Genomic DNA, 23,730 nt, shown 5'->3' with positions numbered 1-23,730 from the left:
AGCGCCGCGGGCCTGCTGCGACCATGGGCCGTGGCGTCGACCGATCTACAATGCGGCGGGCTCCCGGGGGAAACGCCATGCTTCGCTGGTCATTGCGCATCGTGCTGCTGCTCGTGCTGCTGGCCGCGCTCGCGGCGCTGGCGGCCTGGTGGGCGCTGCGCGCCAGCCTGCCGACGCTCGACGGCACAGTGGCGCTGCCGGGCCTGTCGGCACCGGTGACGATCAGCCGCGATGCCATCGGCGTCGCCACCATCGATGCCGCGAACGAAGCCGACGCCGTTCGTGCGCTCGGCTACCTGCATGCGCAGGAGCGCTACTTCGAGATGGACCTGATGCGGCGCACCGCCGCCGGCGAGCTGTCCGCGCTGTTCGGCGCGGTCGCGCTGGAGGCCGACCGCCGGCATCGCGTGCACAGGATGCGCGCGCGCGTGGACGCCGACCTCGACGCGATCGCCGGCAGCCAGCGACCGCTGCTGGATGCCTACGCCGCCGGCGCCAACGCCGGCCTCGCCGACCTCGGCGCGCGGCCCTGGCCCTACCTGCTGCTGCGCCGGCAGCCCGAGCCCTGGACGCCCGCGGACACGGCGCTGGCGGGCTACGCGATGTACTTCGACCTGCAGGATGCCGCCAATCAGCGCGAACTGGCGCTCTGGACGCTGCGGCCACACCTGCCACCGGCGCTGTTCACGCTGCTCACCCACGCCGGCTCGAGCTGGGATGCGCCGCTCCTGGGCCCGGCCAGCGGCGATGCCGTGTTGCCCGCGCCCGATGCCGTCGACCTGCGTCGCTTGCCCCTGCCCGATGACACAAGCCCGCTGGATTCCGCGCCCCCGCCCGCGCGCGGCAGCAACAACTTCGCCGTGTCGGGACGCTTCACCGCCGATGGCCGGGCCATCGTCGCCGATGACATGCACCTGGGCCTGCGCGCGCCCGGCATCTGGTTCCGCGCGCGCATGCGCTGGCCGGACGCGCGCGCGCCCGACGGCCGGGTCGACGTCTCCGGCTTCACCCTGCCCGGCCTGCCGGCGGTGGTGGTGGGCAGCAACGGCCGCGTCGCCTGGGGCTTCACCAACAGCTACGCCGATACCCTGGACTGGGCGCGGGTGACGCCCTGCGGCGAGAACGACGACGGCGCCGACAGCGGCAGCAACTGCACGCCCATCGAGCACGTCGTGGAACGCATCGATGTCGCCGATGGCGACGCGGTCGACCTCGGGATCGACGAGGCGCCCTGGGGGCCGCTGCTGCATCGTCTTGATGGTGGCGACGCCTTGGCGCTGCGCTGGGTGGCGCACCAGCCGGGCGCGCTCAACCTCGGGCTGATGTCGATGGCCTGGGCGGGTGACCTCGACCGCGCGCTGCTGCTGGCACGCGATATTGCGTTGCCGGCGCAGAACCTGGTGATCGGCGACCATCGCGGCCGGATCGCCTGGAGGCTGCTCGGGCCGCTGCCACAGCGCGACGCGGCCTGCCCGGCCACCGACCTGGTGGCGGATGGCGATGCATGCGCACCGTGGAGCATCAGCGGCAGGAGCGCGCCTCACGTCGCCTCGCCCACCGTCGACCGCGTCTGGACGGCGAACAACCGGGTGGTGGGCGCACCCTGGATCACGGCCGTCGGCGACGGCGGCCATGTGAACGGCGCGCGCGCCAAGCAGATCCGAGATGCCCTGTTCGCCAGCGAACGCTTCGACGAGCGCGCCCTGCTCGCGATCCAGCTCGATGACCGTGCGCTGTTCCTGCAGCGCTGGCGCGACCTGCTGCAGTCGAGCGCCGGCAGCGCGGGCGCGCACGCGCCGGCACTGCGGGCACTCGCCGACGCCGCCACCGACTGGCAGGGTCGTGCCAGCCCGGATTCCACGGGCTACCGGCTGGTCCGCGCCTGGCGCAACGAGGTCCACGACCGGATCGCCGACGGTCTGGTGGCGCCGGCGCGCGCGGCGCTGGGCGAGGATTTCGCGATGCCCGCGCTGCCGCAGCTGGAAGGCGTCGCATGGCCGCTGGCGTCCACGCAGCCGGCGCACCTGTTGCCACGCCGCTACGACAGCTGGCAGGCACTGTTCGAGGATGCCGCGCACGATGTCCGCAGCCAACTTGAAGCCGCGGGGCCGCTTGCCGAGCGCACCTGGGGCGAGCGCAACACCGCGGCGATCTGCCACCCGCTGGCCGGCGCCATCCCGGTGCTGGGCAGGCGCATGCTCTGCATGCCTCCCGACCAGCTTGGCGGCGACACCGACATGCCGCTGGTGCAGGCCCCGGCGTTCGGTGCGTCGCAGCGCATGGTGGTATCGCCGGGGCGCGAAGCCGACGGCATCGTGCACATGCCCGGCGGCCAGAGTGGCCATCCACTGTCGCCGTTCTGGGGCGCCGGCCATGACGACTGGGTGCAGGGCCGGCCTTCGCCATTCCTTCCAGGGCCCGCCACCCACGCGCTGGTGCTGGCGCCGCGCTGACGCGGCGACATCACCGCAGGTTCATCGCAAACGTCCACAATCCGCCACGTCCCCCATCCAGGAGCAGCATCCATGGCTACGCATAATGGACTCCGCATCCTCGCGCTCGCCCTCGGCCTCGGCTTGGCCGCGAGCGCGTCCGCCCAGACCATCGGCTACAACACCCGGACCGGCGATGTATGGGTGGATTCGCGCCTGGGCGAGATCAACGACTACGGCCGCCACCACCGCGATCCCTTCCTCGACGAGATGACCGGGTACTACGGCGCGCCGCGCCCGCTGCTGGTCGACCTGCTCGACGGCCGCGGCTGGGCGCCTGGCGACGTCTACTACGCATGCGCTATCGCGCACGCCCTGGGCGTGCCCTGCAGCAACGTGGTCCGCGAATACGAGCGCAACCCCGGCCAGGGCTGGGGCGCCGTTGCCAAGCGCATGGGCATCAAGCCCGGCTCGGCGGCCTTCCACGCGCTCAAGCGCGGACAGGTCGACACCTACGGCCGATGGGGGCATTCGATCGTGGTCGACCGCCCGGTCCGCGTCGACTGGTCGCGCTCCGGGCCGGGCCATGCCCACGACGGAAAAGGCGCGCGCGGCAATGGCCAACGCAGCGAGCACGGCCGCGGCAATCCCGGCCATGGAGCCAAGCCCGCCAAGGGCAACAACGGCAACAACGGCAACAACGGCAACAACGGGAATAAAGGCAAGGGCAAGGGCAACGGCAAGGGAAAGGGCCGGGACTAGGGCCAAGGCGACGTCACCGGCCGGCGCTCGTCCATACCGGCCACCGCGTCACGGTGAGGGCCCACGCGACCCACGGCGCTCGCCGTCCGCAGCTGCGGACGGCCGGCGCTCGGGTCAGCGCGGGAGCAGCCGCTCGATCAGCGCCAGGTAAAGACCGGGAAGCGCCTCCAGGTCGGCGACGGAGACGTTCTCGTCGACCTTGTGGATGCTGGCGTTCACCGGCCCGACCTCGATGCACTGCGCGCCCAGCGGCGCGATGAAGCGCGCGTCCGAGGTGCCGCCGCCGGTGCTTTCTTCAGGCGGCGCGCCGGCCACGCCGGCAAGCACGTCGCGGGCGGCCGCGCGCAGCGTTCCCTCCGGAGTGAAGAAGGGCTCGCCGCTGCGGTGCCAGCGGATCGCGAAGTCCACGCCGTTGCGCGCGAGCATCGACTCGATCTCCGACTCCAGACGTGGCGCGTCCCAGTTCGGGTTGTAGCGGAGGTTGAAGTCCACGCGCAGGCTGCCGGGGATGACGTTGGTCGCTCCCGTGCCCGCGGCGATGTTGCTGACCTGCAGGCTGGTCGGCGGGAAGGTCTCGTAGCCATCGTCCCAGCGTCGGGCCACCAGCTCGGCCAGCGCCGGCAGGGCGTCGTGCACGGGATTTCGCGCCTTGTCCGGATAGGCGACGTGCCCTTGCACGCCGTGCACGGTGAGCGCTGCCGACAGCGATCCGCGGCGGCCGACGCGCAGCAGGTCGCCCAGGCGATTCGTCGATGAAGGCTCCCCGGTGATGCACCAGTCGATGCGCTGGCCGCGCCTCCGGAATCCGTCGGCAACGCGGCGCACGCCATCGATGGCATCGCCCTCCTCGTCCGAAGTCAGCAGCAGGGCAACCGTGCCCGCGTGGTCCGGGTTCGCGGCCACGTACTGCTCCAGCGCCACCACGAACGCGGCCACGCTGCCCTTCATGTCGGCGGCACCGCGCCCGTAGAGCACGCCGTCGCGGACTTCAGGAACGAAGGGATCGCTGGCCCAGGCCTCGCGCGGCCCTGGCGGCGCCACGTCGGTGTGGCCGAGCAGCACCAGCACCGGATCGCCGCTGCCGTGGCTGGCCCAGAGGTTGTCGACCTCGCCATGGCCAAGCGGCTCGCAGGTGAAGCCGGCACGCTCCAGGCGGCCGGCGATCAATCGCTGGCAGCCGGCGTCATCGGGCGTCACCGAAGGCCGCGCCATCAGTTCGCAGGCCAGCGCCAGCACCTCGCTCATTCGCCGGTTCCGAAACGCTTCTTGAAGCCGTTGTCGCTGAAGCCCTGGCTTGCGACGCCATCATCGGTGACCACCACCGGCCGACGGACCAGCTGCGGATACTCGCGCAGCAGCAGCTTCCATTCGGCGTCAGACCCGGGCGCCTTGCGGTTGTCCGGCAGCTGGCGCCAGATGGTGGACGACTTGTTGACCATGGCCTCGAAGCCACCGAGCTTGCCGGCCCATTCGACCAGGGTGTCGGGCCCGGGCTTGTCGTCGCGGTAGTCGACGAACCCATGCGCGATGCCGAAGCGGTCCAGCCACTTCCGCGCCTTCCGGCAGGTGTCGCAATTGTTCAGTCCATACAGGGTCGTCATCATCGTTCCCCGCTTCAGAGCGCGTGGCCGCGCAGCAGCTCGTTGACCGAGGTCTTGGAGCGGGTCTTCGCGTCCACCTGCTTCACGATCACCGCGCAGTACAGCGAGTGCGTGCCGTCGGAGGCCGGCAGCGAACCCGCCACCACCACGCTGCCCGGCGGTACCACGCCGTAGCTGGTCTCACCGGTCGAGCGGTTGTAGATGCGCGTGGACTGTCCCAGGAACACGCCCATCCCGATCACGCTGTGATGGCCGACGATCACGCCCTCCACCACCTCCGAGCGCGCGCCGATAAAGCAATGGTCCTCGATGATCGTCGGCGAGGCCTGCAGCGGCTCGAGCACGCCGCCGATGCCGGCGCCGCCGGAAATGTGGCAGTGGCTGCCCACCTGGGCGCAGGAGCCGACCGTGGCCCAGGTGTCGACCATGGTGCCTTCGCCGATCCAGGCGCCGATGTTGACGAACGACGGCATCAGCACCACGTCACGGCCGACGTGGGCACCGCGGCGGGCGATCGCACCGGGCAGCACGCGGGCGCCAAGCTTGCGGAAGGCAGCCTCGTCGAAGTCGGCGAAGCGCATCGGGATCTTGTCCCAGTAGGGCGCCGGATACTGCTCGCCGGCTTCCATTTCCTGCACGCGGAAATACAGCAGGACCGCCTTCTTCAACCACTCGTTGACCGTCCAGCCACCGGCGCCATCGGGCTCGGCCACGCGCAGTCGACCCTCCTCAAGGCCTTCGATGGCGCGTTCGACCAGCGGCCGCGTGGAGCCTTCGATCTCCTCCGGGGTCAGGGTCGAGCGCCGGTGCCAGGCGCTGTCGATCATGAAAGCGAGCTCCTGGTCGGGGCCGTTGTGCGGCGCGGCCGGAACTCCAGCCGCGGCAAGCTTGCCTGCCGCCAGCTTCCGTGCCGATGCCGTCTTCGCGACGCCGCCGCCGGCAGCAGCCTTTTTCGCCGCGGCCTTCTTCACGGCAACTCTCTTCACGGCAACTTTCTTTGCTGCAACCTTCTTTGCTGCAACCTTCCTTGCTGCAGTCTTCGACACCGCCTTCTTCGCGGCGGGCTTCTTCCTGGTGCTCATCTGCCTGCTTCTCCGTCGATCCTTGCCAGCAAGGCGCTGCGCAGTCGCGCGCACGCCGCCTCGTCCAGCGGTTGCTTGTCTTCGCCGGTCACCCGGAACACGTCTTCGGCACGGGCACCGAAGGTTGCGATGCGCGCGTCATGCACGCGGAGGTCCTGGCTGCGCAGGACGTGGGCAACGTCGGCCAGCAGCCCCGGCCGGTCGGTGCACACCAGGCTCAGCACGGTGGCGGAGCCGTCGGCGCTGGGCGCGAATTCAACCTGCGGCACGATGCGGAAATGGCGCAGGTGCCGCGGCAGATTGCGCTGCGCCGGACGCACCCGGTCGAGCGGTCCCGCCAGCACCGCGGCCAGCTTGCGCGCGACCATGCGCGGCTCGCAGTCGGCGCGCGCGTCTTCCGGCAGCACCTGGAAACTGTCGAATACCCCACCGCCCGGCCCGTCGATCGCGCGCGCCTGCTGGATCGCCAGGCCCAGCCGGTCGAGCGTGACCACGATCGCCGCGAACAGGCCGTCGCGGTCCGTGTCGTGCACGAAAACCTCCATCGCCGGGCTGCCGGCGGCCACCCGCCTTGCCTTCACCACCGGCCGTCCAGCGACCTCGCCGGCCGCCGTCGACTCGTGCAGGGCCAGCGCCTGCCACGCGATCTGCTCGGCCCGCGCGCGCAGGAAGCTGTTGGCCGGGAAGCGCCCGAGCAGCGCGTCCGCATCCGCCGGGTCGATGCCCTTGTCGGCGAGCAGCGACGCCGCCGCGGCGCGGGTCCCCGCGATGCGCTCGGCGGCCGCGACCGGATGCTCCAGGCCCCGGCGCAGGGCCAGGCGGGTGGCGTTGCGCAGGTCTGCCAGCAGCCGGTCCTTCCACGCGTTCCACAGCTTGGGCGAGGTGCCGGCGATGTCGGCGCAGGTCAGCAGGTACAGGTAGTCGAGGCGCTCGCGATCGGCGACCTCGCCGGCGAAGCGATGGATCACCGCCGGATCGGCAATATCCTGCTTCTGCGCGGTTACCGACATCAGCAGGTGGCGCAGCACCAGCCACTCCACCAGCGCGGTGTCGGGCTCGTCCAGGCCATGCGCCTCGCAGAAGGCGCGCGCATCCACCGCACCCAGTTCGGAATGGTCGCCGCCGCGGCCCTTGGCGATGTCGTGGAACAGGCCCGCCAGCAGCAGCAGCTCGGGCTTGTGCAGGGTCGGATACACCGCGTGCGCCTGCGAAAAGCGCTGGTCGGGCACGCCGGTCGCGAACGCAGCCAGGTTGCGCAGCACCGCCAGCGTGTGCTGGTCGACGGTATAGACGTGGAACAGGTCGAACTGCATCCGCCCCGACACCTGGGCGAAGGCCGGGATCCAGCGCCCGAGCACCCCGAGGCGCGCCATGCGCTCGAGCGTGCGCACCGGCGACGGTCCGCGCAGCAGGTCCATGAACGCCTCGCGATGCGCCGGCGCGGCGGCGGTATGCGCGGGCAGTCCGTCCAGCGCTTCCGCGAGCGCGCGCGCGGTGTGCGTATGCAGGCCGCGGAGTTCGCCCAGCCGCGCCCAGGCCGCGAACAGCGCGAACACTTCACCCACGTCGCCATGCGGCCAGTCGTGGTCGCGCGCGGCAAGATAGCCCCGGCGCAGCTCGAAGTCCGCGTCGACCGGCTCCGGCACCGCGGTGCCGTCGAAGTGCTCCTCGAAGCGCTGCTGCAGCCGATCGCCGATCCGGCGCACCACCGCGGCGCTGCGGTAGAAGCCCTGCATCATCTGCTCGACGCCCAGGTTGCGGGCGTCGTCGGCGAAGCCCAGGCGCGCGGCCAACGGCTTCTGATGGTCGAACCTGAGGCGGTCCTCGCCGCGGCCGGCGACCAGGTGCAGGCCGTAGCGCAGCCGGGCCAGCGCACGATGCTCGCGGTCGAGCGCGGCGGCCTCGTCGGCACCGACGTGGCCCAGCGCGACCAGCGGCTCGAGCTCATGGGTGCCGAAGGCGCGGCGCGCCATCCAGCCCAGGGTCTGCAGGTCGCGCAGGCCGCCAGGGCCTTCCTTCAGGTTCGGCTCAAGGTTGTCGGAGGTGTCACCGAAGCGCGCGTGCCGGCGATCCTTTTCTTCCGACTTGGCGACGAAGAAGTCGCGCGCGGGCCAGGCCCGGTCGGGCGCGATGGCCCTCGACAGCGCCAGGCGCGCGTCATCGCCGGCCACCACCGGCCGCGCTTCGAGCAGCGCGGTCATCACGGAAATATCGGTGGCCGCAGCGGTGCACTGCTCGGGCGTGCGCACCGAATGGCTCGCCGGCAGGCCGCAGTCCCAGAGCAGCGCGAAGAAGCGCGACAGCGCGGTGCCCCCGGCCGCGTCGGCGTCAGGCTCCACGTCCACCAGCACCAGCAGGTCGATGTCTGAATGCGGGAACAGCTCGCCGCGGCCATAGCCGCCGACCGCGAACAGCGCCATGCCCGGCGCGTGCGTGGCGTCCAGCGGAGCCGGCTCGCAGCGTCGCCAGGCCGCGGCGACGATCAGGTCGACCGCTCGCGCGCGCTCTGCGGCCAGCTGCACGGCGTCGGCACCACGATCGAACCGCCCTGCCAGGGCTTCGTCGATCACAAGCAGCGCGTCGCGGCGCTCCTGCGCCCAGCCCGCGTCACCGGCAACGCCCATGCGCCCGGAGGCGTCAGCTGGCGCGGCCGTGTCCACGTCAGAAGTCGTTGTCGTCGCCGGGCAGGCGCGTGAGGACGTCGACGCCGTCGGCGGTCACCGCGACCATATGCTCCCACTGCGCCGAGAGCTTGCGGTCCTTGGTGACCACGGTCCAGCCGTCGGGCAGCAGGCGGGTGTGGCGCGCGCCCTCGTTGATCATCGGCTCGATGGTGAAGGTCATGCCCTCCTCCAGCACAAGGCCCTCGCCCGGGCGGCCGTAGTGCAGCACCTGCGGTTCCTCGTGGTAGACCCTGCCGATGCCATGGCCGCAGTACTCGCGCACCACGCTGAAGCGTTCGGCCTCGGCGTAGGTCTGGATGGCATGGCCGACGTCGCCCAGGGTGGCGCCGGGCTTCACCGCGCGGATGCCACGGAACATCGCTTCGCGGGTCACCTCCACCAGGCGCCTGGCCATCACCGACGGCGTGCCGGCGAAATACATGCGGCTGGTGTCGCCGTGCCAGCCGTCCTTGATGACGGTGACGTCGATATTGATGATGTCGCCATCCTTCAGGACCTTGGCCTCGTTCGGGATGCCATGGCAGATGACGTTGTTGACCGAAATGCAGGTGGCCTTGGGATAGCCGCGGTAGCCGACGTTGGCCGGCGTGCCCTGCTGCACATTGACGATGTGCTCGTGGCAGACGCGGTCGAGCTCTTCGGTGCTCACGCCGGGCTTCACGTACGGGGCGATCATCTGCAGGACCTCGGCGGCCAGGTGGCCGGCGATGCGCATCTTCTCTATCTGGTCTGGGGTCTTGGGAGTAATCATGGCCGCGATTATCGCCGATCCCGCGCGCCGCCGCCCAAAACTTGCCCCGGGAGGGGCCGCAGGCTAGTATCAGCGGGTTCCCAGGCCGGGCTCCGGCCGGGAATCGCCCACGACGGGCGACACCGTCGAATACACACCTGCCGCAACAGCCCGTCCCGGGGTGTCCAGCGCAGCAGGGCCGCAAGGCCCCGCCACGCCGGATTCGGAGACGGAAGCAGCAGGGAGGCCCAACCCCGGAACCCATCGCCTGCCATCGTGCAGGCAAGCCGCCCCTACCCTTCCGGCGGCCGGGTTCCCCATCAGGAATGACCACAATGTCCCAGATCACCATGCGCCAGATGCTGGAAGCCGGCGTCCACTTCGGCCACCAGACCCGCTACTGGAACCCCAAGATGGCGCCGTACATCTTCGGCGCCCGCGGCAAGATCCACATCATCAACCTCGAGAAGACCGTCCCGCTGTTCTCGGACGCGATGAACTTCATCTCGGGCATCGCGCAGAAGCGCGGCATCATCCTGTTCCTCGGCACCAAGCGCAGCGCGCGCGAGCCGATGAAGGAAGAGGCCGAGCGCTGCGGCATGCCGTACATGACCCAGCGCTGGCTGGGCGGCACGCTGACCAACTTCCGCACCGTGAAGGGCTCGGTCTCGCGCCTGAAGACGCTGGAAGCCGGCGAGACCGACGGCAGCTTCGAAAAGCTGGTCAAGCACGAAGTGCTGGGCCTGCGCCGCGAGCGCGACAAGCTCGAGGCTTCGCTGGGCGGCATCAAGGAAATGAACCGCCTCCCCGACGCCCTGTTCGTGATCGACATCGGCCATGAAGACATCGCCATCAAGGAAGCCAAGAAGCTCGGCATCCCGGTGATCGCGGTCGTCGACACCAACTACGACCCCAACCTGGTCGACTACGCCATCCCCGGCAACGACGACGCCATCCGCGCCGTGCAGCTGTACGCCCGCGCCGCGGCCGACGCCGTGCTCGAGGGCAAGGCCGCCGCGCCGAGCGCCGCGACCGTGCGCGAGGAAGAGTTCAGCGAAGGCGGCGAAGGCGAGAAGCCGCGCCGCGCCCCGGCCCGCAAGAAGCCCGAAGCCGCGGAGGCGAAGTCCGCAGCCGCCAAGCCCGAGGCCGTAGAGGCCAAGACCGAGGCAGCCGAGGGCAAGCCCGAAGCCGCCGAGTAACGCGCCAGGCATCACGCGCCTGACACGCGGCCGCGCCACCATGCGCGGCCGCGCACTTTGAAAACCCACAGATTCGAGGTCCCCAATGGAAATCACCGCTTCCCTGGTCAAGGAACTGCGCGAGCGCACCGGCGCCGGCATGATGGAGTGCAAGAAGGCGCTCACCGAGGCCGGCGGCAACATCGACGCCGCCGCCGAGGCGCTGCGCAAGTCGGGCCTGGCCAAGGCCGACAAGAAGGCCGACCGCGTTGCCGCGGAAGGTCGTGTCGCCCTCGCCCAGCAGGGCAATCGCGCCGCGCTGGTCGAGATCAACTCCGAAACCGACTTCGTCGCCAAGGACGAGAATTTCCTCGCGTTCTGCGAGGCCGTGGCCACCGCCGCGCTGGGCGTCGACAGCGTCGAGGCCCTCAAGGCCGCGGCGCTCGACGGCCAGACCGTCGAGGAAACCCGCGCCGCGCTGATCTCCAAGGTCGGCGAGAACGTGCAGGTGCGCCGCATGGTCTCGATCGAGAGCGCCGACACCGTTGCCGGTTACGTCCACGGCGGCCGCATCGGCGTCCTGATCGAGCTGAAGGGCGGCGATGCGGAACTCGCCCGCGGCCTGGCCATGCACGTGGCGGCGATGAACCCGCCGCACAACAAGGCCGCCGACGTCCCGGCCGACTTCCTCGCCAAGGAAAAGGAAATCGAGCTGGCGAAGATGAGCGACAAGGACCGCGCCAAGCCGGCCGAGATCCTCGAGAAGATCATCAGCGGCAAGATCGCCAAGATCGTCAACGAGGTCACGCTGTACGGCCAGCCCTATGTGCTCGACACCGACAAGAGCGTCGAGCAGGTGCTCAAGGCCGCCGGTGCCGACGTCATCCGCTTCGAGCGCCTGGCCGTTGGCGAAGGCATCGAGAAGGTGGTCGAGGATTACGCCGCCGAAGTGATGAAGCAGGCCGGCCTGGCCTGATTGAAGGGTGCGGCGAAAGCCGCCACCCGCTCCCTCCCCCCGCAAGGCGGGGGTAGGTGCCCGACGGCGGAAGGGGGCAACCCCGCGACAAAACACACGAAGGGCCGCGGCGCAATCCGCGGCCCTTCGTCTTTTTCCGCTAGAATTCCAGCGATTACCGCCGGAGACCCGCCATGTCGCAACTCGCCTATCGCCGCATCCTCCTCAAGCTGTCCGGCGAGGCGCTGATGGGCGACGAGGACTACGGCATCGACCCCAAGATCATGCACCGCCTGGCCGCCGAGATCATCGAGGCGCAGCAGGCGGGAGCCGAGATCGCGCTTGTGGTCGGCGGCGGCAACATCTTCCGCGGTGCGGGCCTGGCCGCAGGCGGCATGGACCGGGTCACCGGCGACCAGATGGGCATGCTGGCCACGGTCATCAACGCGCTGGCGTTGCAGGACGCGCTGGAGAAGCTCGGCGCCAAGGTCCGGGTGATGAGCGCGATCAAGATCAACGACGTCTGCGAGGACTACATCCGTCGCCGCGCGATACGTCATCTTGAAAAAGGCCGGCTCACGATCTTCGCCGCCGGCACCGGCAATCCCTTCTTCACCACCGACTCGGGCGCCGCGCTGCGCGCGATCGAAATCGGCGCCGACCTCCTGCTCAAGGCGACCAAGGTCGACGGCGTGTATGACTCCGATCCGAAGAAGAATCCCGATGCGGTGCGCTTCGACCGCCTGACGTACGACGAGGTCATCCGCCGCGACCTGCAGGTCATGGATACCGCGGCATTCGCCCTGTGCCGCGACAGCGACCTGCCGCTGCGGATCTTCGACATGGAACAGCCCGGCCAGCTGCTGCGCATCCTCAAGGGCGAGCCGATCGGCACCCTGGTCCAGGGCCGCGGCTGAGCCCTGCTTCGCCTATAATCCGTCGATTGCGAACCAGGAGCGGGCAGCCGATGCTCAACGAGATCAAGAAGGAAACGCAGACGCGCATGGCGAAGAGTGTCGAGTCGCTGCGCCACGACCTGACCAAGGTCCGTACCGGCCGCGCGTCCACCGCGCTGGTCGACCACCTCAGGGTCAACTACTACGGCTCGGACATGCCGCTCACGCAGGTCGCCTCGGTAGGGGTCAGCGACGCGCGCACGCTCACCATCACGCCCTGGGAAAAGCCCATGATCGCGGCGGTCGAGAAGGCGATCCTCGCCTCCGACCTCGGCCTGACGCCGAACACCGCCGGCACCACCATCCGCATCAACCTGCCCGCGCTCACCGAAGAGCGCCGCCGCGAGCTGAGCAAGCTGGTCCACGCCGAGGGTGAATCCACCAAGGTGGCGATCCGCAACATCCGCCGCGACTCCAACCAGCAGGTCAAGGAGCTGCTGAAGGAAAAGGCGATCAGCGAGGACGACGAGCGCCGCGTCGAGGGCGAGATCCAGAAGATCACCGACGAGGCCATCAAGGACGTCGATGAGGTGGTCAAGGCCAAGGAGCAGGAGCTGATGGCGGTCTGACGGCGTCGCAATGAACGCCCCGTCCGCCACTCCACGCATCCCGCGCCACGTAGCCATCATCATGGACGGCAACGGCCGCTGGGCCGCGCGCCGTCGAAGGCCGCGCATGATCGGCCACCGCGCCGGCGCGCGCGCGGTCAACCTGTGCATCGATTTCTGCCTTGAGCGCGGCGTCGGGGCCCTGACCCTGTTCGCGTTTTCCAGCGAGAACTGGGGGCGTCCGGCCGACGAGGTCGGCGCGCTGATGAAGCTGTTCCTCAACGCGCTTGACCGCGAGGTGGGCGAACTCCACCGGCGCGGCGTGCGCGTGCGCTTCGTCGGCGACCGCAGCCGCTTCGACGCCGCGATCACCGCGCGCATGGACGCCGCCGAAGGACTCACCGCGGGCAACAGCCGCCTGGCGCTCTCGATCGCGGCCAGCTACGGCGGCCGCCAGGACATCGCCACCGCCGCGCGTGCCCTGGCCGTGGACGTCGCCTCGGGCCGCCTGCGCCCCGAGGACATCGACGAGGCGGCGCTGGGCGCGCGCGTCGCGCTGGCCGACCTGCCGGCGCCCGACCTGTTCATCCGCACCGGCGGCGACCTGCGGATCAGCAACTTCCTGCTCTGGCAGCTCGCCTACACCGAACTCTGGTTCACCGACCTCTTGTGGCCCGACCTCGACGCCGCGACCCTGCAACGGGCGTTCGACGACTTCGCGTGCCGCGAGCGCCGCTTCGGCCTCACCGGTGAACAGGTAGCCACCGGCGCAACCACGGATACCATCACCCCATGACCCGCATCCGAATCATTGCCGCCCTCATCATGGCGCCAGGGACCATTGCCGCCGTGCTGCTGCTGCCCACGCCGTGGATGATGCTGGCCGCGGCCATCGTCTTCCTCGCCGCGCTGTGGGAATGGTTCGCGCTTGCCGAGATCGAGGACTCGCTCGCGCGCAGCGCGCTGCTGGTGCTGAACCTGCTGCTGATGGTGGCCCTGGTCTGGGGCACAGGCGGCACTGCCGCCACCCTGGTGCTGTTCAAGCTCGCGGTGGTGCTGGGCGTGGTCTGGTGGCTGCTGGCCATGCTGTGGCTGGTGCACTACGACTTCGCCTCCGACCACGACACCAACGCGCGCGTGTTCAAGCTCGCCGCGGCAACCTTTGCCGTGGTCCCGGCATGGTGCGCGCTGGCCCTGCTGCACAATGACGGCCCCGCCTGGCTGCTGCTGGTGCTGATGACCGTCTGGGCCACCGACACCGGTGCCTATTTCGCCGGACGTGCGTTCGGCAAGCGCAAGCTGGCGCCGCGGATCAGCCCCAACAAGACCGTGGCCGGCCTGGTGGGCGGTGCCGCGGGCGGCGTGCTGGTGGCGACCCTGGGCGCATGGCTCATCGGCGTCGGCGTTCCCGCGCTGCCCTTGGTGGCGCTCGTGGCCCTGCTCACTGTGCTGTTCTCGGTCGTGGGCGACCTGTTTGAAAGCCTGCTCAAGCGCCACGTCGGCGCCAAGGATTCCGGCAACCTGATCCCCGGCCACGGCGGCATCATGGACCGCCTCGACAGCGTGTTCGCCGCCCTGCCCGTGTTCGCGCTGGGCAAGATCTGGCTGGGCTTCTGATGCGCAGCGTCGCCGTCCTCGGCGCCACCGGCTCGATCGGCACCTCGGCGCTCGACGTCATCGCCCGCCACCCGGAGGCCATGCGCGCCAGCTCGCTGGCCGCCGGCAGCAAGGTCGAGGCCCTGCTCGAGGCCTGCCGTCGGCATCGCCCCGACGACGCCGCGATCGCCGACGAAACCGCGTACCCCCGGCTCCGCGACGGACTGCGCGAGGCCGGCCTGGCCACCCGTGCCCACGCCGGCATGGCCGCAATCACCGGACTTGCCGGCGACGGAGGGAATGACACCGTAGTCGCCGCCATCGTCGGCGCCGCGGGCCTGGATTCCACGCTTGCCGCCGCACGTGCCGGAAAGCGCCTGCTGCTCGCCAACAAGGAGTCGCTGGTGCTGGCCGGCGAGCTGGTCATGGCCACCGCCCGCGAGCACGGTGCCCGGGTCATCCCGATCGACAGCGAGCACAGCGCGATTTTCCAGTGCCTGCCGCCCGATGGCGCCTGCACGGACGTGCGCCGGCTGGTGCTGACTGCATCAGGCGGGCCGTTCCGCGGCCGCGACCGCGCGTCGCTCGCGGGGGTGACACCCGCACAGGCCGTGGCCCACCCCAAGTGGTCGATGGGCCCGAAGATCTCGGTCGATTCCGCCACCCTGATGAACAAGGGCCTGGAGGTGATCGAGGCCCACCACCTGTTCGGGCTGCCCGCGGCCCGCATCGACGTGCTGGTGCACCCGCAGAGCCTGGTCCATTCGCTGGTGGAGTTCATCGACGGCTCGACCCTTGCCCAGCTCGGGCTGCCGGACATGCGCACCGCGCTTGCGGTCGGGCTGGCCTGGCCGCGGCGCATCGAATCCGGCGTCGGCGGGCTGGACCTGCTCGCCCACGGCCGCCTGGACTTCGAGCCGCCGGATACCCAGGCCTTCCCCTGCCTGCGCCTGGCCTTCGATGCCCTGGCCGCCGGCGGCACCGCGCCGGCGGTGCTCAACGCCGCCAACGAGGAGGCGGTTTCAGCCTTCCTTCAGGGCCGCACCGGCTTCCTGTCCATTCCGGCGCTGGTCGAAGACGCGCTGGCAGCGCTGCCGGCCAGACCCGCCGCGTCCCTCGACGCGCTGCGCGAGGCCGACGCGCTCGCCCGCGAGTCGACCCGGCGCGCCCTCGCCCGCCACGCCCACTGACGAGCACGCAATGACTACCTTCCTGGGTTCCGTGTGGTGGATGATCGTCAGCCTGGGCGTGCTGGTGACCTTCCACGAGTTCGGCCACTTCTGGGTGGCGCGGCGCAACGGCGTGAAAGTCCTGCGGTTCTCGGTCGGGTTCGGCCGGCCGCTGTGGAAGCGCATGGGCCGCGACGGCACCGAGTACGTGGTCGCCGCCCTGCCCTTGGGCGGCTACGTGCGCATGCTCGACGAGCGCGAAGGCGATGTGGCGGAGTCGGAGCTCGGGGCGGCCTTCAACCGCAAGTCGGTCTGGCAGCGCATCGCCATCGTGGCCGCGGGACCCATCGCCAACCTGCTGCTGTGCCTCGCCCTGCTCTGGGCGATGTTCGTGATCGGCCGGCCCGACTACCAGCCGGTGCTGGGCCAGGTCCAGGGCATCGCCGCGGAGTCGGGCCTCGCGCGCGGCGACACCGTGCTCAGCATCGGCGACCGCCCTACGCCGACCTGGAGCGAGGCGGCCATGGCCCTGACCACCGCCGCCATGGACCGCTCCGATGTCGAGGTGCGCCTGCGCACCGCCCAGGGCAGCGAGGCCGTCCGCACGCTGCGCCTGTCCTTGCTGCCGGCGGACCTCGAGGTCCGGCGCACGATCCCGGCGATCGGCCTGCTGCCGCAGGCCTTCGTGCTGCCGCCGGACGTGGGCCGGGTGCGCGAGGACAGCGCGGCCTGGGGCGTGCTCGCCGAGGGCGACCGCATCACCGCCATCGACGGCGTGGCGGTGCACATCTTCGCCGACATCGGCCCGCTGGTGCAGGAACTCGGCAACCAGGGCGGGACCGGCATGATCGAGGTCGAGCGCGAAGGCGAGCGGCTGGCGCTGGAGATCGCGCCGACGCTGGCCGAAGCGGAGGGGCGGGAACCCTTCTGGGCGCTGGGCATCGAGCCCACTCCGCGCTCGGCGGTCCACGACGCCACCCTGCGCCATGGCCCGCTGGCCGCGGTTCCCGCGGCCGCCGCCGAGACCTGGCGACTCACCCGCGACACCCTCGGCATGGTCTGGCGCATGGCCAGCGGCCGGGCCTCGATGGAGAACGTCTCGGGTCCGATCACCATCGCACGCTATGCCAACGCGTCCGCCGGCATGGGCGCCGCCTGGTTCCTGAATTTCCTCGCCCTGCTCTCGCTCAGCCTGGCGATCATCAACCTGCTGCCGATCCCGATCTTGGACGGCGGTCACCTGTTGTATTACCTTATCGAGTTGGTCAAGGGCAGCCCCTTGAGCGAGCGCGCGATGGTCACCGGGCAATATGCCGGAATGGCCATGCTCGCAGGCCTGATGGGCCTGGCGTTCTACAACGACATCCTGCAACTGGTGCGCTGATGCCCGCATGTACCGCCGCCGCGCCCAGCGCCGCACCCCCACGAAACGCCCGACCCGGACGCCATTGATGACGCGACTCCCGAAACGCCGCCTGCTTGCCATCGCCCTCGCCTCGACGCTCGCCGCGCCGGCCTGGGCCCAGCAGCCGGTCGACCCGCTGGCCGCCTTCGGCATGCCGCCCCAACCCGCCACGGTCCTCGCCCCCGGCGCATTCACCGTCTCCGACATCCGCGTCGACGGCCTGCAGCGCATTGGCGCCGGCACCGTGTTCACCTATCTTCCGATCGAGCGCGGCGACAGCATCGACTCCGGCCGCGTCGGCGCTGCCATCCGCGCGCTGTACGCCACGGGCTTCTTCGAGGACGTCAGCGTGGGCCGCCAGGGCGACATCCTGGTGGTCCAGGTCACCGAACGCCCGGCGATCAACAAGCTCACGCTCACCGGCAACAAGGACATCAAGACCGAGGACCTGACCAAGGGCCTGAGCGACATCGGCCTGGCCGAGGGTGAGACCTTCGACCGCCTGGCGCTCGACCGCGTGACCCAGGAGCTGACCCGCCAGTACAACAATCGCGGCAAGTACAACGTCGCGATCACGCCCACGGTCTCGCCCCTGGACCGCAACCGCGTCGACGTCACGATCAAGGTCGACGAAGGCAAGGCGGCGAGCATCCGCCACATCAACCTCGTGGGCAACGACAGCTTCGACGACGAAACCCTGACCGGCGCCTGGGAATCCGGCGAGACCAACTGGCTGAGCTGGTACCGACGCGACAACCAGTATTCGCGCGAGAAGCTCGAAGGCGACCGCGAGAAGCTGCGCAATTTCTATCTCGACCGCGGCTACATCGATTTCAGCGAGGACAACATCCAGGTCGCAATCAGCCCGGACAAGCGCGACATGTACATCACCGCCGGCCTCACCGAGGGCGAGGTGTACACGGTCGATTCGGTGGAGGTCACCGGCGATACCGTGCTGCCGAAGGAAGACATCGAACGGCTGGTGTTCATCAAGCCCGAGATGACCTTCTCGCGCGCGCTGCTGGAGTTCAGCTCCGACCAGATCGCGGCCACGCTGGGCAACATCGGCTACGCCTTCGCCCAGGTCAACGTGATCCCGGAAGTGGACCGCGAGAACCGCCGCGTCGACATCAACCTGCAGGTCGTGCCCGGGCCGCGCGTCACCGTGCGCCGGATCGTGTTCAAGGGCAACGCCCGCACCGCCGACGAAGTGCTGCGCCGCGAGATGCGGCAGTTCGAGGGCGCGTGGTATTCGCAGGCGGCGATCGACCGCTCCAAGGTCCGCCTGCAGCGCCTGGGCTTCTTCGAAACCGGCAGCGTCAACGTCGAGAGCAAGCCGGTTCCCGGCACCAACGACCTGGTCGACATCGAGTACAGCGTCACCGAGACCACGTCCGGCAGCTTCATGTTCGGCGTCGGCTACTCGCAGCTCAGCGGCATGACCACCTCGGTGCAGCTGTCGCAGAACAACTTCCTCGGCAGCGGCAACCGGGTCTCGGTCGAGGCCCAGCGCAACGTCTACCTGCAGCGCTATTCGTTCTCGTACCTGAACCCGTACTTCAGCGACAACGGCCTGTCGCTGGGCTACAACCTGTGGTGGCGCGAGTTCGACAACTCCGAGTACAACACCGCGCAGTACTCCTCGACCAGCCGCGCGGCGCAGATGGTGCTGGGGATCCCGCTGACCGAGCACGACACCATCACCGCGATGTTCGGCATCGACAGCAACCAGATCTTCGCCTGGCGCGGAAGTTCACCGCAGTCGATCGTGGACTACATCGACGTGATCGGGCAGCGCACCTTCCACGCCTGGCGCGCCGAGCTGGGCTGGGCCCGCGACACCCGCAACGACTTCCTGCAGCCGACGCGCGGCACCCTGCAGCGCGTGTCCATGGAAGTCGCCCTGCCCGGCTCCACCGCCGAGTACTACAAGCTCAACTACGAGTTCTCGAAGTACTGGCAGATTTCCCGCGCGCTGGTGCTCAACACCCGCTTCGAGTTCGGCTATGGCGACAGCTACGGCGATGCGCGTTATGGCATCGTCTACGACCCGGATTCCCCCGAAGACACCGACGACCTGCCGGATGCCCGCAGCGCCATGGCCGACGGCCTGCCGTTCTTCGAGAACTTCTACGCCGGCGGCGCGCGCTCGGTGCGCGGCTTCCGCGACAACACCCTCGGCCCGCGCGAGGCCGCCTGGAACAGCAGCTACCGCCAGGTCATCGGCGGCGCGGTGAAGACCGTGGGCTCGTTTGAAATGTTCTTCCCGACCCTGTTCGATTCGCCGGCCGCGCGCGTGTCCGCCTTCGTCGACTTCGGCAACGTGTTCAAGGACGTCGATGCCTTCGACGCCGGCGAGCTCCGCGCCTCGGCGGGTGTCGCACTGATGTGGCGCGCACCGGTGGGGCCGATCTCGATCAGCTACGCGATGCCGCTGCGCGAGCAGGACGGCGACGAACTCGAGCGCCTGCAGTTCACCTTCGGCGGCGCGTTCTAGCCGCTCGGGCGCGCAACGATGGCATCCACCACGCAGACGGCGGCGGCACTGGCCGAACGCTTCGGTCTTGCCCTGTGCGGTGACGGCGGGGTGGCGGTCGACTCGGTCGCGACGCTGTCCGGCGCTGGCCCACGGCAGCTGTCCTTCCTCGCCAACCCGCGCTACCGCGGCCAGCTGGCCGGCTCGGACGCGGGCGTGGTGGTGGTTCGCGAAGGCGACGCCGAAGGACTCGAGCGGACGCTGCTGGTCGCGCGTGATCCCTATGTGGCGTTCGCGAAGATCGCGGCGCTGTTCGATCCGGCACCGGTTGCCAACGCCGGCGTGCATGCCTCGGCGGTGGTGGATGCCTCGGCCGAGGTCGACCCGTCGGCGGAGATCGGCCCGTTCACCTGCATCGGCGCGCGTTCGCGCATCGGCGCCGGCGCGATCATCGGCCCTGGCTGCGTCATCGGCGAGGACTGCGTGGTCGGCGCCGGCAGCCGGCTGGTGGCGCGCGCCACCCTGGTGCGCCGCGTGCGCCTGGGCGAGCGCGTCCTGGTCCACCCCGGCGCGGTCCTGGGCGCCGACGGCTTCGGCCTGGCGATGGATGCCGGGCGCTGGATCAAGGTTCCGCAGCAGGGCGGCGTGCTGGTCGGCGACGATTGCGAGATCGGCGCCAACACCACCATCGACCGCGGCGCCATCGAGGACACCGTGCTCGAAGAGGACGTCCGCCTGGACAACCAGATCCAGATCGGACACAACGTCCGCATCGGCGCGCACACGGCCATGGCCGGGTGTTCCGCCGTGGCCGGCAGCGCCGTCATCGGCCGCTACTGCCTGGTCGGTGGCGGCGCGGGCATCCTCGGCCACCTCGCCATCTGCGACCGGGTCGTGATCACCTCGATGGCCCTGGTCACGCATTCGATCGACGTGCCCGGCGAATACTCGTCGGGGACGCCGATCATGGACAACCGCAGCTGGCGCAAGAGCGCAGCGCGGTTCAAGCAACTCGACGCGCTCGCCCGCCAGGTGCAGGCGCTGGAAAAGGAGAAGACATGACGGCGGGCACCCTGAGCTTTCCCATTGGCGTGGAGGGCATCCGAGAGATGCTGCCGCACCGCTACCCCTTCCTGCTGATCGACCGCGTGGTGGCCTTCGAGGACGGCAAGCGCGTGCTTGCGTACAAGAACGTGACCGCGAACGAAAGCTATTTCCAGGGCCACTTCCCCGACCGCCCGGTGATGCCCGGCGTGCTGGTGATCGAGGCGATGGCGCAGGCCGGCGGACTGCTGACCCAGCTCGCGCGCGGTGGCGCAAGCCACATCGGCCGCCTGTCCTACCTGGTCAAGGTCGACAACGCACGCTTCGCGCGCATGGTCGTGCCCGGCGACCGCCTCGACATCGAGGTCACGATCAAGCGCGAGATCCGCAACATGACCCTGTACTGCGGCATCGCCACCGTCGATGGCGAAAAGGTGGCCAGCGCCGACATCCTCTGTGCCGAGGTCGATGCCTGACATGGCTGCGGCGTCGATCCACGCCAGCGCGGTCGTCGACCCGTCCGCCATGATCGGCGAAGGCGCCACGATCGGAGCGTTCACGATCATCGGCGCCGGCGTCGAGATCGGCGCGAACACGCAGGTCGGCCCGCACTGCAGCGTGCAGGGGCCGGCCCGCATCGGCCGCGACAACCGCATCCATGGCCACGCCGCGATCGGCGGCGAGCCGCAGGACAAGAAGTACCGCGGCGAGCGCGTCGAACTCGAGATCGGCGACCGCAACGTCATCCGCGAGTTCACCACCATCAACCGCGGCACCGGCGATGGCGGCGGGATCACCCGCATCGGCAGCGACAACTGGCTGCTGGCCTATACCCACGTGGCGCACGACTGCATCGTCGGCGACCACTGCATCTTTTCCAACAACGCGACGCTGGCCGGCCACGTCGTGGTCGGTGACCACGTGATCCTGAGCGGCTTCGCGGGCATCCACCAGTTCTGCCGCATCGGCGACCATGCCTTCATCGGCATGGGGGCCTTCGTCAACGGCGACGTGCCGCCGTTCCTGATGATCGCGCAGGAAGGCTACGGCCGGCCGCGCGGCATCAATGCCGAGGGCCTGAAGCGCCGTGGCTTCGACCCGGACCGGATCGCGGCCATCCGCCGCGCCTACCGCGCCGTCTACATGTCCGGCGAAACGCTGGACGACGCCCGCGGCAAGCTCGCGGAGCTGGCATCGGGCAGCGAAGACGTACGGCTGATGCTCGACTTCATCGAGGGCGGCGAACGGCCGCTGCTGCGGTGACCGGCGGCGGGCCGCGCTTCGCGCTGGTCGCCGGCGAAGCGTCCGGCGACCTGCTCGGCGCCGGGCTGGTCGAACGCCTGCGCGAGCGCTTTCCGGACGCCGAATTCGCCGGCATCGGCGGCGACGCGATGCGCGCGGCCGGCATGGAGACCTGGCACGACGCCGGCGAGCTGGCGGTGATGGGCCTGGCCGAAGTGCTGGCCCACCTGCCGCGCCTGCTGCGCCTGCGCCGCGGCCTGCGCCGCCGCATCCTGGACTGGAAGCCCGATGCCTTCATCGGCATCGATGCTCCCGACTTCAACCTCGGCCTCGAACGCCAGCTCAAGGCCCGTGGCATATGCACCGTGCACTATGTCAGCCCCTCGGTCTGGGCCTGGCGCCAGGGCCGCGCGGCCAGGATCGGGCGCAGCGCCGACCGCGTGCTCTGCCTGTTCCCGATGGAGCCACCGATCTACGCCCGGCACGGCGTCGACGCGCGCTTCGTCGGTCATCCGATGGCCGATGCCATGCCGCTCAACCCCGACCGCCGCGCCGCGCGCGCAGCGCTCGGAGTCGACCAGGACGCGCCCGTGCTGGCGGTGCTGCCCGGGTCGCGCCTGGGCGAAATCGAGCGCCTGGGCCCGGCTTTCCTGCAGGGCGCGGCGCTGGTGGCCGAGCGCATCCCGGGCCTGCAGGTGCTGGTGCCCGCGGCCAACGCGGCGTGCCGCGAAGCGCTTGCGGCGATGCTGCCGGCCGCGGGCACGACTGCGCTGCGCCTGCTCGACGGCTCCGCGCGTGCGGCGATGGTGGCAGCCGACGTGGTGCTCCTGGCCTCGGGCACGGCGACCCTGGAAGCAATGCTCGCCAAGCGTCCCATGGTCGTGGGCTATCGCATCTCGCCCACCACCCACGCCATCGTCAGGGGCCTGGGCATGCTCAAAGTGGACCGCTACGCCCTGCCCAACGTGCTTGCCGGCGAAACCATCGCGCCCGAGCTGATGCAGGACGACTGCACGCCGCTGCAGCTGTCCGAAGCCGTGCTTGCCTGGTTCTCCGATCCCGCTGCGATCGAAGCGCTCGAGCCGCGCTACCGCGAGCTGCACATCCTGCTTCGGCGCGACGCCTCGCGCGAAGCGGCCGCGGCCGTGGTCGAGCTGCTGGACCCGCGGCATCTGGCCGCCGACGCCGGCGCCGCGCCATGAGGCAGCGGCCTGCGCTGGCGGGAGTCCGCGTCCGGCCGGCGCCGGCAGGCACGACCGCTGTGTCCAGCCTGGTGGCCGGCATCGACGAAGCCGGCCGCGGTCCGCTGGCCGGTCCGGTGGTGGTGGCGGCGGTCGTCTTCGACCCGGCGCGCCAGCGCATCAACGGCCTGGACGATTCCAAGGCGCTGAAGTCCGCGCGCCGCGACGAGCTCTACGAACGCATCATCGACCGCGCCCTGGCCTGGCACGTGGTCGCGATCGGCGTCGAGGACATCGACCGCATCAACATCTACCACGCCACCATGCTCGGCATGCGGCTGGCGATGGAAGCGGTCGCGCACGTGGCCGGCATGGCGCGCATCGACGGCAACGCGATTCCGCCCGGCCTGCCCTGCGCGGCCGAAGCCTGGGTGGGCGGTGATGCGCGCGATCGCAGCATCATGGCCGCATCCATCCTCGCAAAGGTCACCCGCGATCGCGCCATGAACGAGCTCCACGGTCGCTATCCCGCCTACGGATTCCACGAGCACAAGGGCTACGGCACGCCCGCCCACCTCACCGCGCTGCGCACGCACGGGCCCTGCCCGCAGCACCGCAGGAGCTTCGCGCCGGTGCACGCAGCCTGTGCACCCGACCTGTTCGGCGCCTGCTGACCCTGCGAAAGCCGC

Annotated in this window: 20 protein-coding genes and 1 pseudogene; 16 read left to right on the top strand and 5 right to left on the bottom strand. The window is 70.2% G+C overall.

Going from position 1 to position 23,730, the window contains the following annotated elements:
• Positions 1-77: 77 nt before the first annotated feature.
• Positions 78-2,453, top strand: coding sequence for a penicillin acylase family protein (locus tag WCE37_RS09965; RefSeq protein WP_343279226.1), 2,376 nt, complete (start codon positions 78-80; stop codon positions 2,451-2,453).
• Between the two features lie 72 nt (positions 2,454-2,525).
• On the top strand, positions 2,526-3,194 hold the full coding sequence (locus tag WCE37_RS09960) for a hypothetical protein (RefSeq protein ID WP_343279225.1): 669 nt from the start codon (positions 2,526-2,528) through the stop codon (positions 3,192-3,194).
• 114 nt (positions 3,195-3,308) lie between these two features.
• On the opposite strand, the gene dapE is transcribed toward WCE37_RS09960, so the two are convergent.
• From dapE to map, 5 genes are read right to left on the bottom strand one after another with little or no spacing between them, the layout of a single operon-like run.
• Positions 3,309-4,439 (bottom strand): succinyl-diaminopimelate desuccinylase, encoded by a 1,131-nt coding sequence (dapE, locus tag WCE37_RS09955; RefSeq protein WP_343279224.1) that lies wholly within the window; start codon positions 4,437-4,439, stop codon positions 3,309-3,311.
• Positions 4,436-4,795, bottom strand: a complete 360-nt coding sequence (locus WCE37_RS09950) for a Spx/MgsR family RNA polymerase-binding regulatory protein (RefSeq protein WP_343279429.1) — start codon at positions 4,793-4,795, stop codon at positions 4,436-4,438. The genes dapE and WCE37_RS09950 overlap by 4 nt, the downstream gene beginning before the upstream one ends.
• 14 nt (positions 4,796-4,809) lie before the next feature.
• Positions 4,810-5,877, bottom strand: a complete 1,068-nt coding sequence (gene dapD, locus WCE37_RS09945) for a 2,3,4,5-tetrahydropyridine-2,6-dicarboxylate N-succinyltransferase (RefSeq protein ID WP_343279223.1) — start codon at positions 5,875-5,877, stop codon at positions 4,810-4,812.
• Complete coding sequence (gene glnD / locus WCE37_RS09940) at positions 5,874-8,501, bottom strand: [protein-PII] uridylyltransferase (protein WP_343279428.1); 2,628 nt, start codon at positions 8,499-8,501, stop codon at positions 5,874-5,876. The genes dapD and glnD overlap by 4 nt, the downstream gene beginning before the upstream one ends.
• A 37-nt stretch (positions 8,502-8,538) precedes the next feature.
• On the bottom strand, positions 8,539-9,312 hold the full coding sequence (gene map, locus WCE37_RS09935; protein ID WP_343255262.1) for a type I methionyl aminopeptidase: 774 nt from the start codon (positions 9,310-9,312) through the stop codon (positions 8,539-8,541).
• 314 nt (positions 9,313-9,626) lie between these two features.
• Between map and rpsB the strand changes: the two genes are divergently transcribed.
• From rpsB to WCE37_RS09865, 14 genes and pseudogenes are all read left to right on the top strand, one after another.
• The gene (gene rpsB, locus WCE37_RS09930) at positions 9,627-10,490 is read left to right on the top strand and encodes a 30S ribosomal protein S2 (RefSeq protein ID WP_343279222.1); all 864 of its coding nucleotides are present in this window, start codon (positions 9,627-9,629) and stop codon (positions 10,488-10,490) included.
• 85 nt (positions 10,491-10,575) lie between these two features.
• On the top strand, positions 10,576-11,445 hold the full coding sequence (gene tsf, locus WCE37_RS09925) for a translation elongation factor Ts (protein ID WP_343255264.1): 870 nt from the start codon (positions 10,576-10,578) through the stop codon (positions 11,443-11,445).
• A gap of 173 nt (positions 11,446-11,618) precedes the next feature.
• On the top strand, positions 11,619-12,341 hold the full coding sequence (pyrH, locus tag WCE37_RS09920) for a UMP kinase (RefSeq protein WP_343255265.1): 723 nt from the start codon (positions 11,619-11,621) through the stop codon (positions 12,339-12,341).
• Between the two features lie 50 nt (positions 12,342-12,391).
• On the top strand, positions 12,392-12,949 hold the full coding sequence (gene frr, locus WCE37_RS09915; protein ID WP_343255266.1) for a ribosome recycling factor: 558 nt from the start codon (positions 12,392-12,394) through the stop codon (positions 12,947-12,949).
• Positions 12,950-12,959: 10 nt separating this feature from the next.
• Positions 12,960-13,724 carry a polyprenyl diphosphate synthase gene (uppS, locus tag WCE37_RS09910; protein ID WP_343255267.1) on the top strand — a complete coding sequence of 255 codons (765 nt, stop codon included), beginning with the start codon at positions 12,960-12,962 and terminating at the stop codon, positions 13,722-13,724.
• Positions 13,721-14,545 (top strand): phosphatidate cytidylyltransferase, encoded by an 825-nt coding sequence (locus WCE37_RS09905; RefSeq protein WP_343255268.1) that lies wholly within the window; start codon positions 13,721-13,723, stop codon positions 14,543-14,545. The genes uppS and WCE37_RS09905 overlap by 4 nt, the downstream gene beginning before the upstream one ends.
• Entirely contained in the window at positions 14,530-15,714 is a 1,185-nt protein-coding gene (locus tag WCE37_RS09900; RefSeq protein WP_343279427.1) for a 1-deoxy-D-xylulose-5-phosphate reductoisomerase, read from the top strand. The genes WCE37_RS09905 and WCE37_RS09900 overlap by 16 nt, the downstream gene beginning before the upstream one ends.
• A 10-nt stretch (positions 15,715-15,724) precedes the next feature.
• Entirely contained in the window at positions 15,725-17,077 is a 1,353-nt protein-coding gene (gene rseP / locus WCE37_RS09895) for an RIP metalloprotease RseP (RefSeq protein ID WP_343279221.1), read from the top strand.
• 67 nt (positions 17,078-17,144) lie between these two features.
• Positions 17,145-19,595, top strand: coding sequence for an outer membrane protein assembly factor BamA (bamA, locus tag WCE37_RS09890; protein WP_343279220.1), 2,451 nt, complete (start codon positions 17,145-17,147; stop codon positions 19,593-19,595).
• Between the two features lie 18 nt (positions 19,596-19,613).
• A complete protein-coding gene (gene lpxD, locus WCE37_RS09885) occupies positions 19,614-20,636 on the top strand; it encodes a UDP-3-O-(3-hydroxymyristoyl)glucosamine N-acyltransferase (RefSeq protein ID WP_343279219.1) in 1,023 nt (340 codons plus the stop codon).
• Positions 20,633-21,094, top strand: coding sequence for a 3-hydroxyacyl-ACP dehydratase FabZ (gene fabZ / locus WCE37_RS09880; RefSeq protein ID WP_343255272.1), 462 nt, complete (start codon positions 20,633-20,635; stop codon positions 21,092-21,094). Before lpxD ends, fabZ begins: the two co-directional genes overlap by 4 nt.
• Complete coding sequence (gene lpxA / locus WCE37_RS09875; protein WP_343279218.1) at positions 21,087-21,881, top strand: acyl-ACP--UDP-N-acetylglucosamine O-acyltransferase; 795 nt, start codon at positions 21,087-21,089, stop codon at positions 21,879-21,881. The genes fabZ and lpxA overlap by 8 nt, the downstream gene beginning before the upstream one ends.
• The gene (gene lpxB, locus WCE37_RS09870; protein ID WP_343255274.1) at positions 21,878-23,062 is read left to right on the top strand and encodes a lipid-A-disaccharide synthase; all 1,185 of its coding nucleotides are present in this window, start codon (positions 21,878-21,880) and stop codon (positions 23,060-23,062) included. The genes lpxA and lpxB overlap by 4 nt, the downstream gene beginning before the upstream one ends.
• Positions 23,063-23,076: 14 nt before the next feature.
• Positions 23,077-23,676, top strand: a pseudogene (locus tag WCE37_RS09865) (ribonuclease HII); the annotation flags it as partial.
• Positions 23,677-23,730 lie beyond the last annotated feature (54 nt).

Origin of the sequence: Luteimonas sp. MJ250, assembly GCF_039548455.1 — a bacterium.
Classification (GTDB): Bacteria; Pseudomonadota; Gammaproteobacteria; order Xanthomonadales; family Xanthomonadaceae; genus Luteimonas.
The sequence above is the reverse complement of the archived record's forward strand: the minus strand, read 5'-3'. Positions and strand labels throughout refer to the sequence as shown.

Coding starts and splice junctions, on each gene's coding strand:
- WCE37_RS09950 (WP_343279429.1), bottom strand. CDS start 4,795: ATGACGACCCTGTATGGACTGAACAATTGCGACACCTGCCGGAAGGCG.
- frr (WP_343255266.1), top strand. CDS start 12,392: ATGCTCAACGAGATCAAGAAGGAAACGCAGACGCGCATGGCGAAGAGT.
- map (WP_343255262.1), bottom strand. CDS start 9,312: ATGATTACTCCCAAGACCCCAGACCAGATAGAGAAGATGCGCATCGCC.
- uppS (WP_343255267.1), top strand. CDS start 12,960: ATGAACGCCCCGTCCGCCACTCCACGCATCCCGCGCCACGTAGCCATC.
- lpxA (WP_343279218.1), top strand. CDS start 21,087: ATGCCTGACATGGCTGCGGCGTCGATCCACGCCAGCGCGGTCGTCGAC.
- WCE37_RS09965 (WP_343279226.1), top strand. CDS start 78: ATGCTTCGCTGGTCATTGCGCATCGTGCTGCTGCTCGTGCTGCTGGCC.
- glnD (WP_343279428.1), bottom strand. CDS start 8,501: ATGGGCGTTGCCGGTGACGCGGGCTGGGCGCAGGAGCGCCGCGACGCG.
- dapE (WP_343279224.1), bottom strand. CDS start 4,439: ATGAGCGAGGTGCTGGCGCTGGCCTGCGAACTGATGGCGCGGCCTTCG.
- dapD (WP_343279223.1), bottom strand. CDS start 5,877: ATGAGCACCAGGAAGAAGCCCGCCGCGAAGAAGGCGGTGTCGAAGACT.
- rseP (WP_343279221.1), top strand. CDS start 15,725: ATGACTACCTTCCTGGGTTCCGTGTGGTGGATGATCGTCAGCCTGGGC.
- bamA (WP_343279220.1), top strand. CDS start 17,145: ATGACGCGACTCCCGAAACGCCGCCTGCTTGCCATCGCCCTCGCCTCG.
- WCE37_RS09905 (WP_343255268.1), top strand. CDS start 13,721: ATGACCCGCATCCGAATCATTGCCGCCCTCATCATGGCGCCAGGGACC.
- lpxD (WP_343279219.1), top strand. CDS start 19,614: ATGGCATCCACCACGCAGACGGCGGCGGCACTGGCCGAACGCTTCGGT.
- fabZ (WP_343255272.1), top strand. CDS start 20,633: ATGACGGCGGGCACCCTGAGCTTTCCCATTGGCGTGGAGGGCATCCGA.
- WCE37_RS09960 (WP_343279225.1), top strand. CDS start 2,526: ATGGCTACGCATAATGGACTCCGCATCCTCGCGCTCGCCCTCGGCCTC.
- rpsB (WP_343279222.1), top strand. CDS start 9,627: ATGTCCCAGATCACCATGCGCCAGATGCTGGAAGCCGGCGTCCACTTC.
- tsf (WP_343255264.1), top strand. CDS start 10,576: ATGGAAATCACCGCTTCCCTGGTCAAGGAACTGCGCGAGCGCACCGGC.
- pyrH (WP_343255265.1), top strand. CDS start 11,619: ATGTCGCAACTCGCCTATCGCCGCATCCTCCTCAAGCTGTCCGGCGAG.